The sequence below is a fragment of the Pigmentiphaga sp. NML030171 genome (assembly GCF_002188635.1).
In the GTDB taxonomy this organism is placed as follows: domain Bacteria; phylum Pseudomonadota; class Gammaproteobacteria; order Burkholderiales; family Burkholderiaceae_B; genus Pigmentiphaga; species Pigmentiphaga daeguensis.
Genome location: NZ_NINX01000043.1, coordinates 131641 through 146306, shown reverse-complemented (window position 1 = coordinate 146306; position 14666 = coordinate 131641). Strand labels below are relative to the sequence as shown.

The following is a 14666-nucleotide window of genomic DNA, read 5'->3' as shown; positions in this document are numbered from 1 at the left end:
CGGCAATTGCGAGGACGAGGCCAGCGCGGGCGCCACGGGGCGCGCGAAGGCCGGCTCGGACGAGGAGGGTACCGGCGCGGCGCCCGGGCCGATGGCATGGGGAACGGCCGGGGCGGGCATGCCGCCGGCCAGGACCGCCTCGGACGGCGGCGCCTCGGCGGCCGTGTCCATGCCGGGCGCGGCGCCGGCGGCGTGAGCCAGGGTCTGGCCAATGATCTGCGTCACGAAGCGGTGCACCGCGCCGCTTTCGCGGAAGCGCACCTCGTGCTTGGCCGGATGGACGTTGACGTCCACCGCAGCGGGGTCCAGGTCCAGGAACAGCACGTAGGCCGGCTGGCGGTCGCCGTGCAGCACGTCCGCATAGGAGGCGCGCATGGCGTGGCTGACCGTGCGGTCGCGCACGAAGCGGCCGTTGACGTACAGGTACTGGCGGTCGGCGCGGGCGCGCGAGGCGGTGGGGCGCGAGACGACGCCGCGCAGGCGGATCGCGCCGGCGTCGGCCTGCACCGGCAGGCCGCCCTGGCCGAACTCCGCGCCCAGCACGTCATGGATGCGGCGCACCGGGTCGGCGGGCAGGTGCTGCTGGTAGGCACGGTCGTGGTGGAACAGGCGGAAGGCGATATGGCAGTGCGCGAGCGCGATGCGCTGGAACGCCTCCACGCAATGGCCGAATTCCGTCGCTTCCGATTTCAGGAACTTGCGCCTGGCCGGCACCAGGTCGAACAACTGGCGCACGTCCACCGTCGTGCCCGGAGGGCCGGAGGCCGGGGAAACCTGCCCGTCTTCCCATTGCCAGGCATGGTCCGCGCTGGCCGTGCGTGAAATCAGGGTGAGCCGGGCAACGGAGGCGATCGAGGCCAGCGCCTCGCCGCGGAATCCCATCGAGGCCACCGATTCGAGCTCGTTCAGCGACCGGATCTTGCTGGTGGCATGGCGGGCCACGGCCAGCGGCAGTTCGTCGGGAGGAATGCCGCCGCCGTCGTCGCTGACGGCGATCCGCCGGATGCCGCCACCCTCGAGTCGCACGTCGATCGCGCGCGCGCCGGCGTCGATGGCGTTCTCCATCAATTCCTTCAGGACCGAGGCAGGGCGCTCGATGACTTCACCCGCCGCGATCTGGCTGATCAGGAGGTCGGGAAGCTGGGCGATGGGGCGACGTTCGGACATGGGCGGATTATAGTGGCCCCTCCCGGGCGCAGGGATCCTGTCATGCTTTGACATGCGCGGAAACGCGTGCGTCGGCTATAGTGCCCGCTCGCCTTTTCTCTCGTCCCTCACCGCCGGTTTCCCATGCTCGAATTCCTTCAGATGTTGATCCATATCGACCAGACCCTGGGCGTATGGGTCGCGCAATATGGCGCCTGGATCTACCTTATCCTGTTCCTGATCGTCTTCGCCGAGACCGGTCTGGTCGTCCTGCCCTTCCTGCCTGGCGACTCGCTGCTGTTCATCGCCGGCGCCTTCGCCGCCACCGGCAGCATGCACCCCGGGCTGCTGATCGTGCTGCTACTGATCGCGGCGGTCTCGGGCAACACCGTCAACTACTACGTCGGCCGCTACATCGGCCCCCGCGTCTTCTCGCAGAACATCCGCTTCCTGGACCGCGCGGCGCTGATCAAGACCCACGCCTTCTACGAGAAGCACGGCGGCAAGACCCTGATCATCGCCCGCTTCCTGCCCGTGGTCCGGACCTTCGCTCCCTTCGTCGCCGGCGTCGGCTACATGACCGTCGCCCGCTTCCAGTTCTTCAACGTCATCGGCGCGCTGCTGTGGGTGCTCCTGCTCGTCCTGGCCGGCTACTTCTTCGGCAACCTGCCCCTGGTGCGCGAACACCTGAACACCATCGTCCTGATAGGCCTGGCCGCCGCCATCGTCCCGGTCGTACTGGGCGGCCTATGGAAGTTGATAGGCGGGCTGCGATCGAAACGCGCCTGAAAAACGAAACGGCCTCGTGTGAGGCCGTTTTTTTGTAAAGCCCCCACCCCTCCACCAACCGGTAGGTTGCCAGGGCGCCGCGGATCCGGCTCCGCCGGTCCGACAGCGCCGCCCCCTGGGGGGCGCGCGAAGCGCGTAGGGGGGGACCCCTACGTCAGTTTGTTCTTCGACAGCGGCGGGTTCTTCGCGAAATAGCGCTGGATGCCCTGCATGATGGCGGTCGCCATGCTGCTCTGGTAGGACACGTCCGACAGGCGCTTTTCCTCTTCCGGATTGCTGATGAAGGCGGTCTCGACCAGGATGGACGGAATGTCGGGCGCCTTCAGCACGGCGAAGCCGGCCTGCTCGACCCGCGGCTTGTGCAGGCGGTTGATGTTGGACAGTTCGTCCAGCACCGCGCGGCCGAGCTTGAGCGAATCGTTGATCTGGGCCGTGGTGGATAGGTCCAGCAACACCCGGGCGATCTGCTTGTCGTGCGAGCCGATGTTGACGCCGCCGATCAGGTCGGAAGCATTTTCCTTGGCCGCCAGCCAGCGCGCCGCGCTGCTGCTGGCCCCGCTTTCCGACAGCGCGAACACCGACGAGCCGCGCGCATCCGGCTTGATCCAGGCGTCGGCGTGCACCGACACGAACAGGTCGGCCTGCACCCGGCGCGCCTTCGCCACGCGCACGTGCAGCGGCACGAAGTAGTCGCCGTCGCGGGTCAGCATGGCGCGCATGTTGGGCTGCTGGTCGATCATGGCCTTGAGCCCGCGGGCGATCCGCAGCACGACGTCCTTTTCCCGCGTGCCGCCGCGGCCGATGGCGCCGGGGTCCTCGCCGCCGTGGCCGGGGTCCAGCGCGACGGTGATCATGCGCGCGACCGCGGGATCGGAGCGCCGGCGGATGGACGGCGGCGCCTCGGGCACCGCTTCCGGGATGGGTGCGCCGTTGGCGGCCGAGCCCGTACCGGGCGCGGGAATGGCGTCGCGCTCGGACTGCAGGTTGTCCAGCATCTGCGCCATCGGGTCGCTGCTACCCTTGTTCGCCAGCGCGACCAGGGGATCCTGGGCCGCCTTCGGATACAGGTCGAGCACGAGGCGGTGCTTGTATTCGCCCACGGGCTTGAGGCTGAAGACCTGGGGAATGGTTTCCTGCTTCAGGTCCAGCACCAGCCGTACCACGTTGGGGCGGTTCTGCCCGACGCGTACGCTGGCGATGTAGGGGTCGTCCGGCCGGACCTTGGACACCAGGTCGCGCAGCGCGGCGTTCATTTCCACGCCTTCGATATCCAGGACCACGCGGTCCGGATTGTCCAGCACGAAGTGCTCGGTCTTGAGCTCGGCGTCCAGCTCCAGCGTGAGCCGGGTGTAGTCGGGGGCGGGCCACAGGCGCACCGCGACCAGTTCGGCGGCCCGGGTGGCCGTTGGGACCAGGGGCACCACCAGGGTGGCGGCCAGGCCGGCCACCAGCCGGCGGCGCGAGACGCCGCGGGGCGCGAGCACCCCTTGGGCCTGGGCGTAGGACAGGGCCGGTGTGCCGGCCGGAAGGTCGGGGTCGGGTTCTAGCCCGTCGTGTCGGGAAAAAGTGTGTTCAGCCATGCCTGCCCTTTTGCGGTGTGGGCGTCGAGCGTCACCCCGCGTCCTGCGCCTTCATAAGACAGCGCGATGTCCAGGTCCGGGACCGGAAGCGCACCGCCTGCGCGTTCCGCCCATTCGATGAGCACGAGGGCGTCATCGCGCAGGGCGTCCCGGAATCCGGCGTCGATCCACTCGCGTGGATCGGTAAAACGATAAAAATCAAAGTGATAGCAGTATAAGTTCGAAACTTTGTAAGGTTCAACTAGCGTGAACGTCGGACTTTTGATTCGACCTGTAACGCCGACTCCGCGCAACAGTGCCCGGGCGAAGCTGGTCTTGCCCGCTCCGAGGTCGCCGTGGAGGTGGATGCGGCCTCCGTGGGCCACCAGCGGAGCCATCCGGGCGGCCAGGGCTTCGGTGGCGGATTCGTCGGGCAGATGGGCGTGGCGGGAGTCGGGCATGGCGGGATGAAGGGCAGGGTTCATGGGCATGGGCTACCATGACAGTATGTCAGCGTCGCCCCCGTTTGCCCCCGTTTCCACCCACGACGGCCCCGACCTGGCCGCGCTGGCCGAGACCATACGCGGCTGGGGCCGAGAGCTGGGTTTTTCCGCGGTGGGATTCGCCGACCTCGACCTGGAAGAGGCGGGCCGGCGGCTGGCCGCCTGGGTGGCCGAGGGCATGCATGGCGAGATGGATTATATGGAGCGCCACCTGCCGCTGCGGCAGGATCCGACCCGATTGGTCTCGGGGGCGCGCTCGGCCATCATGGTACGCATGGACTATGCCCCGCTGGACGGGCCCGCGCTGGCGGCGCGCCAGCGCCAGGCCCTCGAGGACGGCGGCCGGGCGGTCGTCGCCACCTATGCCCTGGGCCGCGACTACCACAAGGTCCTGCGCCAGCGCCTGCAACGGCTGGCCGACCGCATCGCCGAGCACGTCGGCCCCTTCGGCTACCGGGTCTTCACCGATTCGGCGCCGGTCATGGAAGTGGAGCTGGCGCGCAAGGCCGGCCTGGGGTGGCGCGGCAAGCATACGTTGTTGCTGTCACGCGACGGAAGCTGGTTCTTCCTGGGCGAGATCCTGACCGACCTGCCCCTGCCGGCAGACAGCCTGGAGACGCCGCATTGCGGGCAATGCCGCCGCTGCATCGACGCCTGTCCGACCGGCGCCATCGTGGCGCCCTACGTGGTGGACGCCCGGCGCTGCATTTCCTACCTGACCATCGAGCTCAAGGGCAGCATCCCCGAGGCGCTGCGGCCGGCCATCGGCACGCGCGTCTACGGCTGCGACGACTGCCAGACCGCCTGTCCCTGGAACAAATACGCGCGCGCCTGCGCCGAGGGGGATTTCGAGCCGCGCCATGGACTGGACACGGCTTCGCTGCTGGACCTGTTCGCCTGGAGCGAGCGGGATTTCGACGAACGTACCCAGGGCAGCGCGATCCGCCGCATCGGCTACGAGCGCTGGCTGCGGAACCTGGCGGTGGCGCTGGGCAACGCGCCGGCCTCGGACCAGGCGCGCGCGGCGCTGCGCGAGCGCGCCGACCACCCCAGCGGACTGGTCCGGGAACACGTGCGCTGGGCGCTGGAGCGCCAGAGTCGGGGAAAACGAGAGGTGTGACATGTACAGCGTGTCAAACCTGTTTGCTATTCTTTTGGCCAGGCCCACTTGAGCCCATGAGGTCAAGACAGCATTAGAAACGCGCAGCATCGAGACCGGCGCGCAGACGCCTCCGCATCGTTGCGGCACGGGCCGATTCCGTGAAGGACCATCCACAAGAGGAGTACGCATGAAAGCAGCAAGAATCGCCGCTTCGCTGGCGGGGCTGACCGTTTCCGCCGCCATGCTCGCCGTGCCTGGCACGGCCGCCGCCCAGTCCTATCCCAACAAGCCCGTACGCGTCATCGTGCCGTTCGCGCCGGGCGGCTCGACGGACATCATCGCCCGGCTCGTGGGCGAGCGCATGGGCCGCGAACTCGGCCAGCCCTTCGTGATCGAGAACCGCGGCGGCGGCGGCGGGGCCATCGGCGCCAGCGAAGCCGCGCGCGCCGCGCCGGACGGCTATACCCTGAGCATCGCCACCGTCTCGACGATGGCCATCAACCCTGCCTGCAACCCCAAGCTGGGCTACGACCCGCTCAAGGACTTCCAGCCGGTCACCAACTTCGCCCACACGGCCAACGTGCTGGCCGTCAATCCCAAGGTCCCGGCCAACGACTTCAAGTCGTTCCTGGAACTGGCCAAGAAAGAGCCCGGCAAGTTCTCGTTCGCCACCTCGGGCACTTGCAGCATCAATCACTTCCTGGGTGAACTCTTCCAGCTGGGCACGGGCGCCAAGATCGTCCACATTCCCTATCGCGGTTCGGGACCGGCCATCGCCGACGTGGTGGGCGGCCAGGTGCAGATGCTGTTCGACAACCTGCCTTCGTCCATGCCCAACATCCAGGCCGGCAAGCTCAAGGCACTGGCGGTCGCGTGGGACAAGCGGGTGGATGGCCTGCCCGACGTGCCCACGTTCAAGGAACTCGGCCTGCCGCTGATGAACGACCCGGCCTGGTACGGCCTGCTGGCTCCCGCCGGTACGCCCGCCGACATCATCAACAAGCTGCGCGACGCTGCGGTGAAGGTGCTGTCCGATCCGCAGGTGAAGGACACCCTGGCCAAGCAGGGCGCCGCCGCCGTCGGCAACACGCCCGCCGAGTTCCGCACCGAGATCGAGAAGGAACTGAACAAGGCGAAGGAAGTCGTGAAGAAGCAAAACATCAAATTGGAGTAGGGCCCCCCCCTACGCGCTTCGCGCGCCCCCCAGGGGGCGGCACTGGCGGACCGGCAGAGCCGGATCCGCTGTGCCCTGGGTCTGGGACGACCGCGAATACGGGAACGGCCTTGCATCATGATGCAAGGCCGTTCGCATTTGTGCTGACAAGAGGCAAGAACGCCTGTCCTCCGCCAGCCTGTTGGTACCCCAGGATGCGGTGGACCGGCTTTGCCGGTTCACTCGCATCGCCCCGGGACCCGGCGCCGGGCCGCCCCAAGGCGGGTCCCCGCCCCCTCGGGGGGCTGCCGCGTAGCGGCTGGGGGCTCACCATGCCGGGCGCGCGAAGCGCGCGTAGGGGGGGTTAAACCCCCCGAGCCATGGCGGCGGCCAGGATGGGGAGGGCTAGCCAGCCCAGGAACTGGAGGCGGATGGCCTTGCGGACTTTGCTTACGTCGGCGGCTGCTGGCTGGAAGTCCGCGTCGTGGCGGGCTTGCTGGCGCCAGCGCAGGTAGTTGATGGTGGGCAGGGCCGAGATGGCGCCGACGGCCAGGAAGACCGCGATCTTGGCCCAGAAGACGGGGTTGTCCAGGTAGAAGGCCGCGCCCTTGGGGGCCCAGGCGACGCGTGCCGCGCCGATGGCCAGGATCAGCATGGCCAGGCTGCCGTACCAGGCGTCGGTCCTGCCGAGCAGGGCCAGGGGGATGCTCGGACGGGCAGGGTTGAGGAGCGTCCATTGCATGGCCAGTGCCGCGGCCATGCCCAGGAAACAGAGATGGTGCATCCACGCGAGAATGAAATCGGCAATCATGGTCTTGACGCTGTCTAGATGAGAAAGCGCCACGATAGCTTCCGATGTTTACACTGTCAAGAATAATCCGGGAAGGCTGTCCGTCAATTTGACGGCGTAAAGATTTCTTTGCGAAGATGGGGCATGCGAGCTGATCTTCCCCCGGGTGGCAAGAGCCCCCGTCGCACCGTTGCCCGCCAGGCGGGTTCTTATCACCACGGCGACCTGCGCCAGGCATTGCTCGACGCGGCCCGATCCCTGCTCGACGAGCGCGGCCTGGAAGGCTTTACGCTGCGCGAATGCGCGCGGCGCGCGGGGGTTTCCCATGCGGCGCCCGCGCATCACTTCGGCGATGCCGCCGGGCTGCTGACGGCGTTCGCCGCTGCCGGCTTCCGGCAGTTGTCGGCCATGATGCGGGCCTATCGCGACAAGGCCGCCGCCTCGCCGCAGGCCCAGCTGCGGGCGGTGGGGCTGGCCTACATCGATTTCGCGATCGGCCATCGCGCCCAGTTCCAGCTGATGTTCCGCTACGACCGCTTGTCTCCCGGCGATCCGGGATTGGAGCAGGCGGGCAGCGAGGCCGCCGGCCATTTGTCCAGCACGCTGGCCGGCGCGCTGGCCGAACGGGGGCTGGACGGGCAGGGCGAGGATTTCGAGCGCCGGCTGTTGCTGGCATGGTCCGCGGTCCATGGTTTCGCGACCCTGCTGCTCGAAGGCCGGCTCGACGGCTGGCGCGGCCGGCAGTCGGTTCCCGCCTTCGCATCCCGTACCGGCGACGACGTGCTGGCTGTCCTGGAGGTGGCGCTGCTTGCGCCACCGGGCGCCGGCACGCGGCGGCGGAGCCGGGGACGCGCGGCATGAATGCGGCGCGGGATGGCCGGGCCAGGTCCAGGCAGGGGGTGGTCCGTCCGGGAGACGATCCCGGCATCGCGGCGTTCCTCGAAGCCATGTGGCTGGAGGACGGACTGTCCGGCAACACCCTGCGCGCCTACCGCCAGGACTTGTCGGCCTTCGACGCCTGGCTGAAAGACAAGCGCGCCTCGGCCCTGGACCGTGCCCAGGCGCACGACATCGAGGCGTGGTTCGCGGCGGTCCACCACCAGAGCAAGGCCACCACGGCCAACCGGCGGCTGGCGACGCTGCGCCGCTATTTCCAATGGGCCCTGCGCCTGCACCGCGTGCAGGCCGATCCTTGCCTGACCCTGCGTGCCGCCAAGCAGCCGCCGCGCTTGCCCAAGACGCTGTCCGAGGCCCAGGTCGAAGCCCTGCTGAGCGCGCCGGACCTCGACACCGACCTGGGGCTGCGTGACCGCGCCATGCTGGAGACGCTGTACGCCACGGGCCTGCGCGTGTCCGAACTCGTCGACCTGAAGTCCCTGGACGTCGGCTTGAACGAGGGGGTGGTGCGCGTGGTCATGGGCAAGGGCGGCAAGGACCGCCTCGTGCCGCTGGGCGCCGAGGCGGCGCACTGGATCACGCGTTATCTGGAAGAAGCGCGTCCCGCGCTGCTGGGCGGCAAGGTCAGCGACGCGCTGTTCGTGACCGCCCGCGCCGCTCCCATGACCCGGCAGAGCTTCTGGCTCATCGTCAAGAAGTACGCGGTCCGGGCAGGCGTGCGCGCCGCCTTGTCGCCGCACGTGCTGCGGCACGCCTTCGCCACGCACCTGCTCAATCACGGCGCGGACCTGAGAGTGGTGCAGATGCTGCTCGGGCATGCCGACATCTCCACCACGCAGATCTACACGCACATCGCGCGCGAGCGGCTTAAACTGCTGCACGCGCGGCATCACCCGCGCGGCTGAGGCCGCCCTTCACCATGAGCAAAGCCAGACACGTTTCAGAAACACCCGCCACGCAGTTCCTGCGCAAGCACGGCGTCGCCTTCACCGAACATGCCTACGACTACGTCGAGCACGGCGGCACCTCCGAATCGGCGCGCCAATTGGGCGAGGACGAGCACATCGTGGTCAAGACCCTGGTCATGGAGGACGAGGCCACCCGGCCGCTGGTCATCCTGATGCACGGGGACAAGGAAGTATCGACCAAGAACCTGGCGCGGCAGATCGGCGTCAAGAAAGTGGCCCCCTGCAAGCCCGAGGTGGCCCAGCGGCATTCGGGCTACCAGGTGGGCGGCACCTCGCCCTTCGGGACCCGCAAGGCCATGCCGGTGTACGTGGAAGGCAGCGTGCTCGAACTGCCGCGCATCCTGATCAACGGTGGGCGCCGGGGATATCTCGTCGGCATCGATCCGGCCGAACTCGTCCGCCTGCTGAAGGCCGTCCCGGTCGCCGCCGCGCTGTGACGCGGACGCGCGGCGGCTTTCGTGCGCTTGCAGCGGGACAGTGCCCTGCCCAACCGGTAGAATCGCCGCCTGTCATGCCACCGTCACCGTGACGTGGCCACATAGGCCCAAGGGTTTTCCATCCATGATCTCCGTCGCCGCCGCCGTCATCGCTTATCTGATCGGTTCCATCTCGTTCGCTGTGGTCGTGAGCCGGGTAATGGGGCTCGACGACCCGCGCACCTACGGCTCCGGAAATCCGGGCGCCACCAACGTGCTGCGCTCCGGCAGCAAGGCCGCCGCGATCCTGACGCTGATCGGCGATGCCTTCAAGGGCTGGGTGGCGGTTTGGCTGGCCCAGGTCTATGCGTATCGCCTTGGCTTTGGCGACACCACGATCGCGGTGGTGGCGCTGGCGGTATTCCTGGGCCACCTCTACCCGGTGTTCTTCCGGTTCAAGGGGGGCAAGGGCGTGGCGACCGCGCTGGGCGTGCTGCTGGGCCTGCAACCCTGGCTGGGCGTCGCGACGCTGGCGACCTGGCTGATCGTGGCGGTGTTCTTCCGCTATTCGTCGCTGGCCGCCATCGTCGCGGCCATCTTCGCACCCATCTATTACGTGTTCGGCCACGGCGTCGCCTGGACCGCCGACTCCCGTATCGGCACCGCCATCGGCCTGATGGCGCTGATGCTGCTCTACCGCCACCGGCAGAATATCTCCAAGCTGATGGCCGGCAAGGAAAGCAAGCTCGGCAAGAGGAGTCCCCCCCCTACGCGCTGAGGGAAAGCTCACCCCCTACGCCCTTCGGGCGCCGCCTCAAGGGGGCGGCGCTGGCGGACCGGCAAAGCCGGATCCGCTGCGCCCTCGATCTAGCGCCCGTTTCTTGGCACGCCACGCACTTGCCATCGCTGGCAGCCAGCGGTGGCAACCGTGCCACGACCCAAGATGATCCCACTAGACCCAGGATGCGGCGGATCTGGCTTTGCCAGTCCGCCCGCATCGCCCCCTGGGGGGCGCGCATCAGCGCGTAGGGGGGGGCTCCAGTGGCCAACGCGGTTGGACCGTGAAGCTCATGTGGCGCTCGGTGGGGTCGGCCAGGCCGGCCTGCAGGCGCAGGGCGGCGGCGAAGGCGATCATGGCGCCGTTGTCGGTGCACAATTCCAGCGGCGGGAAGAAGGCCTGCGCGCGCAGGCGCGCGAGGTGGGCGGCCAGGCGTTCGCGCAGCAGCCGGTTGGCGCCCACGCCCCCGGCCACCACCAGGCGTTTCAGGCCCGTGGCCTCGAGGGCCTTGGCGGCCTTGGCGACCAGTACCGAGACGATGGCATCCTGGGTGGCCGCGGCCAGGTCGGCGCGGGCCTGGGCGTCGTCGGGGTCCAGGGACTTCATGCGGGTCAGCACGGCGGTCTTCAGGCCGCTGAAGCTGAAATCCAGGTCCGGGCTGTGCAGCTTCGGGCGCGGCAGGTCGAAGCGGCCGGCGTCGCCGGATTCGGCCAGCCGTGACAGCGCCGGTCCCCCGGGATATCCCAGGCCCAGCAGCTTCGCGGTCTTGTCGAAGGCTTCGCCGGCGGCATCGTCCAGGGTCTCGCCCAGCAATTCGTAGCGGGCCACGCCGTCCACCCGCATGAGCTGGGTGTGCCCGCCGGAGACCAGCAGCGCGACGAAGGGGAATTCGGGCCGGGGCGTTGCCAGCAGCGGCGACAGCAGGTGCCCTTCCAGATGGTGGATGGCGATGGAGGGCAGGTCGCGGGCCCAGGCGATGGCCTGCGCCACGCTGGCGCCCACCAGCAGGGCGCCGGCCAGGCCCGGCCCGGCGGTGTAGGCGATGGCGTCCACGTCGTCCAGGGTCAGGCCGGCGTCGTCCAGGGCCTGCCGGGTCAGGGGCAGCACCCGCCGCACGTGGTCGCGCGAGGCCAGCTCCGGCACCACGCCGCCATAGGCCTGATGCATGTCGACCTGCGAGTACAGCGCGTGGGCCAGCAAGCCGCGTTCGGCGCTGACGACGGCGACGCCGGTTTCGTCGCAGGAGCTTTCGAAGCCGAGGACAATCATTGAAAAATACGCGTGGACGCGATTATGATCAGAGTTAACCCTAGCGGCAGTGTAGCACCGAGGCTGCGGAAGGGTTGGCAATGTGGAAAAGGATCTGCTATATTGGCAGGCTTGATCAACCCCTAGCAACCCCGAGGCAATCGTTACATGCCGACAATTCGCGTTAAAGAAAATGAGCCGTTTGAGGTCGCCCTGCGTCGTTTCAAGCGCACCATTGAAAAGACTGGCTTGCTGACCGAACTGCGCTCGCGCGAGTTTTACGAAAAGCCCACGGCCGAGCGCAAACGCAAGCATGCCGCCGCCGTCAAGCGCCACTACAAGCGCATCCGCAGCCAGCAGCTGCCCAAGCGCCTGTACTGATTGCTGCCGCGCCCCTGGCGCGAAGTAAGCTTTCCGGTAGTTTCGCAAAGTAGTTGTCAGAGCCGCTACGGCACGAGCCGGGCGGCTTTTGGCGTTTTTGCCGTTATCCTCTGTCCTGGCTCGCGTCCGTCGTGGCGCCCGGTTTTTCTTCTTATCGCGGAATCCCTCATGAGCGCAGATACCCTCAAAGCCCGCCTGTCCGATGAAATCAAGAGCGCGATGCGCGCCAAGGCGACCGAGCGTCTCGGGACCCTGCGGCTGCTGTCGGCCGCGGTCAAGCAGAAGGAAGTGGACGAGCGCCGCGAACTGGCGGATGCCGACATCGTTGCCATCGTCGAGAAGCAGGTCAAGCAGCGCCGCGAGTCGATCGCCTCGTTCGAGCAGGCCGGCCGGACCGAGTCGGCCGAGCAGGAGCGTGCGGAAATGGCGGTCCTGCAGGAGTTCCTGCCGCAGGCCGCTCCCCAGGAAGAGATCGAGGCGGTGGTCGCGGCCGCCGTGGCCGAGGTCTCGGCTCAGGGCGTCACCGGCGGCGCGGCCATGGGCAAGGTGATGGGACTGGTCAAGCCTAAACTGGCCGGCCGTGCGGACATGGCCGAAGTGTCCAAGCTGATCAAGGCCCGCCTGGGTTGAGCCGGCAGGCCGTGCGTTCTTCCTTCGTGCCGCGCGCATGATCCCCGAGTCATTCATCCAGGATCTGCTGGCCCGTGTCGACATCGTCGATGTCGTGGGCCAGCACGTGCAGTTGCGCAAGGCGGGTGCCAACCTGCTGGGTTTGTGCCCCTTCCACGGCGAAAAATCGCCATCTTTCACGGTCAGCCCCACCAAGCAGTTCTATCACTGCTTCGGGTGCGGTGCCCATGGCACGGCCATCCGCTTCCTGATGGAGCACACCGGCGCCGGCTTTCCCGAGGCGGTGCGCTCGCTGGCGGGCATGGTGGGCATGTCGGTGCCCGAAGAAGAGCGCAGCCCGCGGCAGCGGGCCGCGCGCCAGCAGCGCGAAGCCATGGTGTCGCGCCACAGCCAGGTGCTGGAAACCGCCAATACCTGGTACCGCCAGCAATTGCGTGGTGCCAGCGCGGCCGTGGCCTACCTGAAGGGGCGCGGCGTGTCCGGCGAGATCGCGGCCCGGTTCGGGCTGGGCTGGGCCGGCGGCGAGCGCCAGGGCTTGTCGGCGGTCCTGCCCAATTACGACGATCCGCTGCTGGTCGAGGCCGGACTGGTCATCCTGAGCGAAGACGGCCGACGTTACGACCGGTTCCGCGAGCGCGTCACCTTTCCCATCCGGAATGCCCGGGGCCACCTGATCGGCTTCGGCGGCCGCATCATCGGCAAGGGCGAGCCCAAATACCTCAATTCCCCCGAAACACCCATCTTCTCGAAGGGATCCGAGCTGTACGGACTCTGGGAAGCACGGCAGGCCATCCGCAAGGAAGGAATGGTGGTGGTGGTCGAGGGCTATATGGACGTGGTGGCGCTGGCGCAGCTCGGCATCGAATGCGCGGTGGCCACCCTGGGCACGGCAACCACGCCGGTGCACGTGCAGAAGCTGCTGCGCGCCAGCGACAGCGTGATTTTCAGCTTCGACGGCGACAAGGCCGGACGCAAGGCCGCCTGGCGCGCGCTGGAGGCCTGCCTGCCGCTGCTGCGCGACGATATATCGATCCGCTTTCTTTTCCTGCCGGACGAGCACGATCCTGATTCGTACGTGCGCGAATTCGGCGCCGAACGCTTCCGCAAGGCCTTGCACGAGGCGATGCCCTTGTCTCAGTTCATGCTGGGCGAGCTGGCCGAGCGGCACCAGATGGACGAGGCCGAGGGCAGGGCGCGCTGCGTGCATGACGCGAAGCCCCTGCTGCAGGCCATGCCGGCCGGCGCGCTGCGCATGCAGGTGCAGCGGGAACTGGCGCAACTGACCCGCCTGACCACCGAAGAGCTGGCCCAGTTGGTTCCGTTGCAGGACGTGCCCAGCGGGCCACTGGTGCAGACCCCCGCCCAGATGCGGGGAACTTCCCCGGTGCCGGCCCGCTCAGAGTCTAATAATGGCGTGCAGGACAGTGCCGACGCCCCGGATTGGGGGCCCGACCACGAACCGCCTGACGACCATTTCTACGAACCTGCCCCGGATTTCCATGATCGGCCCGCCGGGCCGGCCACGGGCGGCGGGTTCCGGCCGGGGCGCTTCAAGAGCGGGCGCTTCCGGGACCGCGACGGTCGCTATGGCGACGAGCGGCCGCAGGGCTATACGGGCCCGCGGGCCAAGGTGATTCCGATAGCGGGGCGTTTGCTTCAGCTGCTGCTGACGCATCCAGGCCTGGTCCGGCACATGGACGAAGATGCCGAACGTTTGCTGGAGGCCAACCAAGGATACGAATCGGTCAAGGCGCTGCTGGCGCTGGTGCGCGAGACCGGCGCCCAGCATGCGGGCGCGCTGTTGCAGGCGGCCGAGGGCAGCAAGCTGTCGCAGACTCTTGTGATGGCGTCGACGGCCACCATCTATGAAGAAGAGTTGCCCAATCCCGACGCGGAACTGCACGACGCGCTACGCATGGTGGCCTTGCACGCCGCCGTCGCGGAACAGCAGCAATTGGCGGCCTCGGGCCTGAAGGATGAGCAGGACAAGGCCCGCTATCTTGCCCTGACCGAAAGAATCCTAGAGTTGAAGAAGCCGAGGGTGTTAGAATAGAGGGTTTACCGTAGGTTAGATCGGGAGAATTTTTTCCCGTTTTCTGGTATGGATTTTGCTATGCGCAATCTTGCCAGAGACCCTTGCCGGATGCGTGGGGCGCGGCGGTTGCCAGACGCCTTGTCCGATATCCGGCCGGGATGTATCCAAGCAGTAGCAGGCCGAGTGTTGTATGCCGCGTGTACCCGGCGGCGGCCGAGATCGGTGCACGAGTGCCGACCCGCGGGTTGGGGGCTGGAGCGATCCAGCCACC

At 67.9% G+C, this 14666-nt stretch carries 15 protein-coding genes; 10 read left to right on the top strand and 5 right to left on the bottom strand.

Annotated features, from left to right (window positions below; genetic code table 11):
* The coding region (gene mutL / locus CDO46_RS22710) for a DNA mismatch repair endonuclease MutL (RefSeq protein ID WP_217896329.1) at positions 1-1167 on the bottom strand (1167 nt) is incomplete at its 3' end.
* A gap of 123 nt (positions 1168-1290) precedes the next feature.
* Between mutL and CDO46_RS22705 the strand changes: the two genes are divergently transcribed.
* The gene (locus CDO46_RS22705; protein ID WP_087840857.1) at positions 1291-1935 is read left to right on the top strand and encodes a VTT domain-containing protein; all 645 of its coding nucleotides are present in this window, start codon (positions 1291-1293) and stop codon (positions 1933-1935) included.
* Positions 1936-2084: 149 nt separating this feature from the next.
* On the opposite strand, the gene CDO46_RS22700 is transcribed toward CDO46_RS22705, so the two are convergent.
* Complete coding sequence (locus CDO46_RS22700) at positions 2085-3515, bottom strand: N-acetylmuramoyl-L-alanine amidase (RefSeq protein ID WP_087840856.1); 1431 nt, start codon at positions 3513-3515, stop codon at positions 2085-2087.
* Complete coding sequence (gene tsaE, locus CDO46_RS22695) at positions 3479-3979, bottom strand: tRNA (adenosine(37)-N6)-threonylcarbamoyltransferase complex ATPase subunit type 1 TsaE (RefSeq protein ID WP_243724449.1); 501 nt, start codon at positions 3977-3979, stop codon at positions 3479-3481. Before tsaE ends, CDO46_RS22700 begins: the two co-directional genes overlap by 37 nt.
* Positions 3980-4001: 22 nt before the next feature.
* On the opposite strand from tsaE, the gene queG reads away from it, so the two are divergent.
* Together queG and CDO46_RS22685 are read left to right on the top strand one after the other, a co-directional pair.
* The gene (queG, locus tag CDO46_RS22690; RefSeq protein WP_087840873.1) at positions 4002-5117 is read left to right on the top strand and encodes a tRNA epoxyqueuosine(34) reductase QueG; all 1116 of its coding nucleotides are present in this window, start codon (positions 4002-4004) and stop codon (positions 5115-5117) included.
* Between the two features lie 169 nt (positions 5118-5286).
* Positions 5287-6273, top strand: a complete 987-nt coding sequence (locus tag CDO46_RS22685; protein ID WP_087840854.1) for a tripartite tricarboxylate transporter substrate binding protein BugE — start codon at positions 5287-5289, stop codon at positions 6271-6273.
* A gap of 343 nt (positions 6274-6616) precedes the next feature.
* Here CDO46_RS22685 and CDO46_RS22680 read toward each other — a convergent pair whose 3' ends face one another.
* Positions 6617-7096, bottom strand: coding sequence for a DUF2214 family protein (locus tag CDO46_RS22680; protein WP_132979400.1), 480 nt, complete (start codon positions 7094-7096; stop codon positions 6617-6619).
* 90 nt (positions 7097-7186) lie between these two features.
* On the opposite strand from CDO46_RS22680, the gene CDO46_RS22675 reads away from it, so the two are divergent.
* The 4 genes from CDO46_RS22675 to plsY all read left to right on the top strand — a co-directional run bounded on the left by CDO46_RS22675 (position 7187) and on the right by plsY (position 10101).
* The gene (locus CDO46_RS22675; protein ID WP_087840852.1) at positions 7187-7903 is read left to right on the top strand and encodes a TetR/AcrR family transcriptional regulator; all 717 of its coding nucleotides are present in this window, start codon (positions 7187-7189) and stop codon (positions 7901-7903) included.
* Positions 7900-8844, top strand: coding sequence for a site-specific tyrosine recombinase XerD (xerD, locus tag CDO46_RS22670; RefSeq protein ID WP_087840851.1), 945 nt, complete (start codon positions 7900-7902; stop codon positions 8842-8844). The genes CDO46_RS22675 and xerD overlap by 4 nt, the downstream gene beginning before the upstream one ends.
* A 14-nt stretch (positions 8845-8858) precedes the next feature.
* Entirely contained in the window at positions 8859-9344 is a 486-nt protein-coding gene (gene ybaK / locus CDO46_RS22665; RefSeq protein ID WP_087840850.1) for a Cys-tRNA(Pro) deacylase, read from the top strand.
* A 124-nt stretch (positions 9345-9468) separates the two neighbouring features.
* Positions 9469-10101, top strand: a complete 633-nt coding sequence (plsY, locus tag CDO46_RS22660; protein WP_087840849.1) for a glycerol-3-phosphate 1-O-acyltransferase PlsY — start codon at positions 9469-9471, stop codon at positions 10099-10101.
* Between the two features lie 240 nt (positions 10102-10341).
* Here the strand turns inward: plsY and tsaD are convergent, their stop codons facing one another.
* The gene (gene tsaD / locus CDO46_RS22655; RefSeq protein ID WP_087840848.1) at positions 10342-11370 is read right to left on the bottom strand and encodes a tRNA (adenosine(37)-N6)-threonylcarbamoyltransferase complex transferase subunit TsaD; all 1029 of its coding nucleotides are present in this window, start codon (positions 11368-11370) and stop codon (positions 10342-10344) included.
* A 147-nt stretch (positions 11371-11517) separates the two neighbouring features.
* Between tsaD and rpsU the strand changes: the two genes are divergently transcribed.
* The 3 genes from rpsU to dnaG all read left to right on the top strand — a co-directional run bounded on the left by rpsU (position 11518) and on the right by dnaG (position 14413).
* The gene (gene rpsU, locus CDO46_RS22650; RefSeq protein ID WP_087782307.1) at positions 11518-11730 is read left to right on the top strand and encodes a 30S ribosomal protein S21; all 213 of its coding nucleotides are present in this window, start codon (positions 11518-11520) and stop codon (positions 11728-11730) included.
* 168 nt (positions 11731-11898) lie between these two features.
* The gene (locus tag CDO46_RS22645; protein WP_087840847.1) at positions 11899-12360 is read left to right on the top strand and encodes a GatB/YqeY domain-containing protein; all 462 of its coding nucleotides are present in this window, start codon (positions 11899-11901) and stop codon (positions 12358-12360) included.
* A gap of 37 nt (positions 12361-12397) precedes the next feature.
* Complete coding sequence (gene dnaG, locus CDO46_RS22640; protein WP_087840846.1) at positions 12398-14413, top strand: DNA primase; 2016 nt, start codon at positions 12398-12400, stop codon at positions 14411-14413.
* Positions 14414-14666 lie beyond the last annotated feature (253 nt).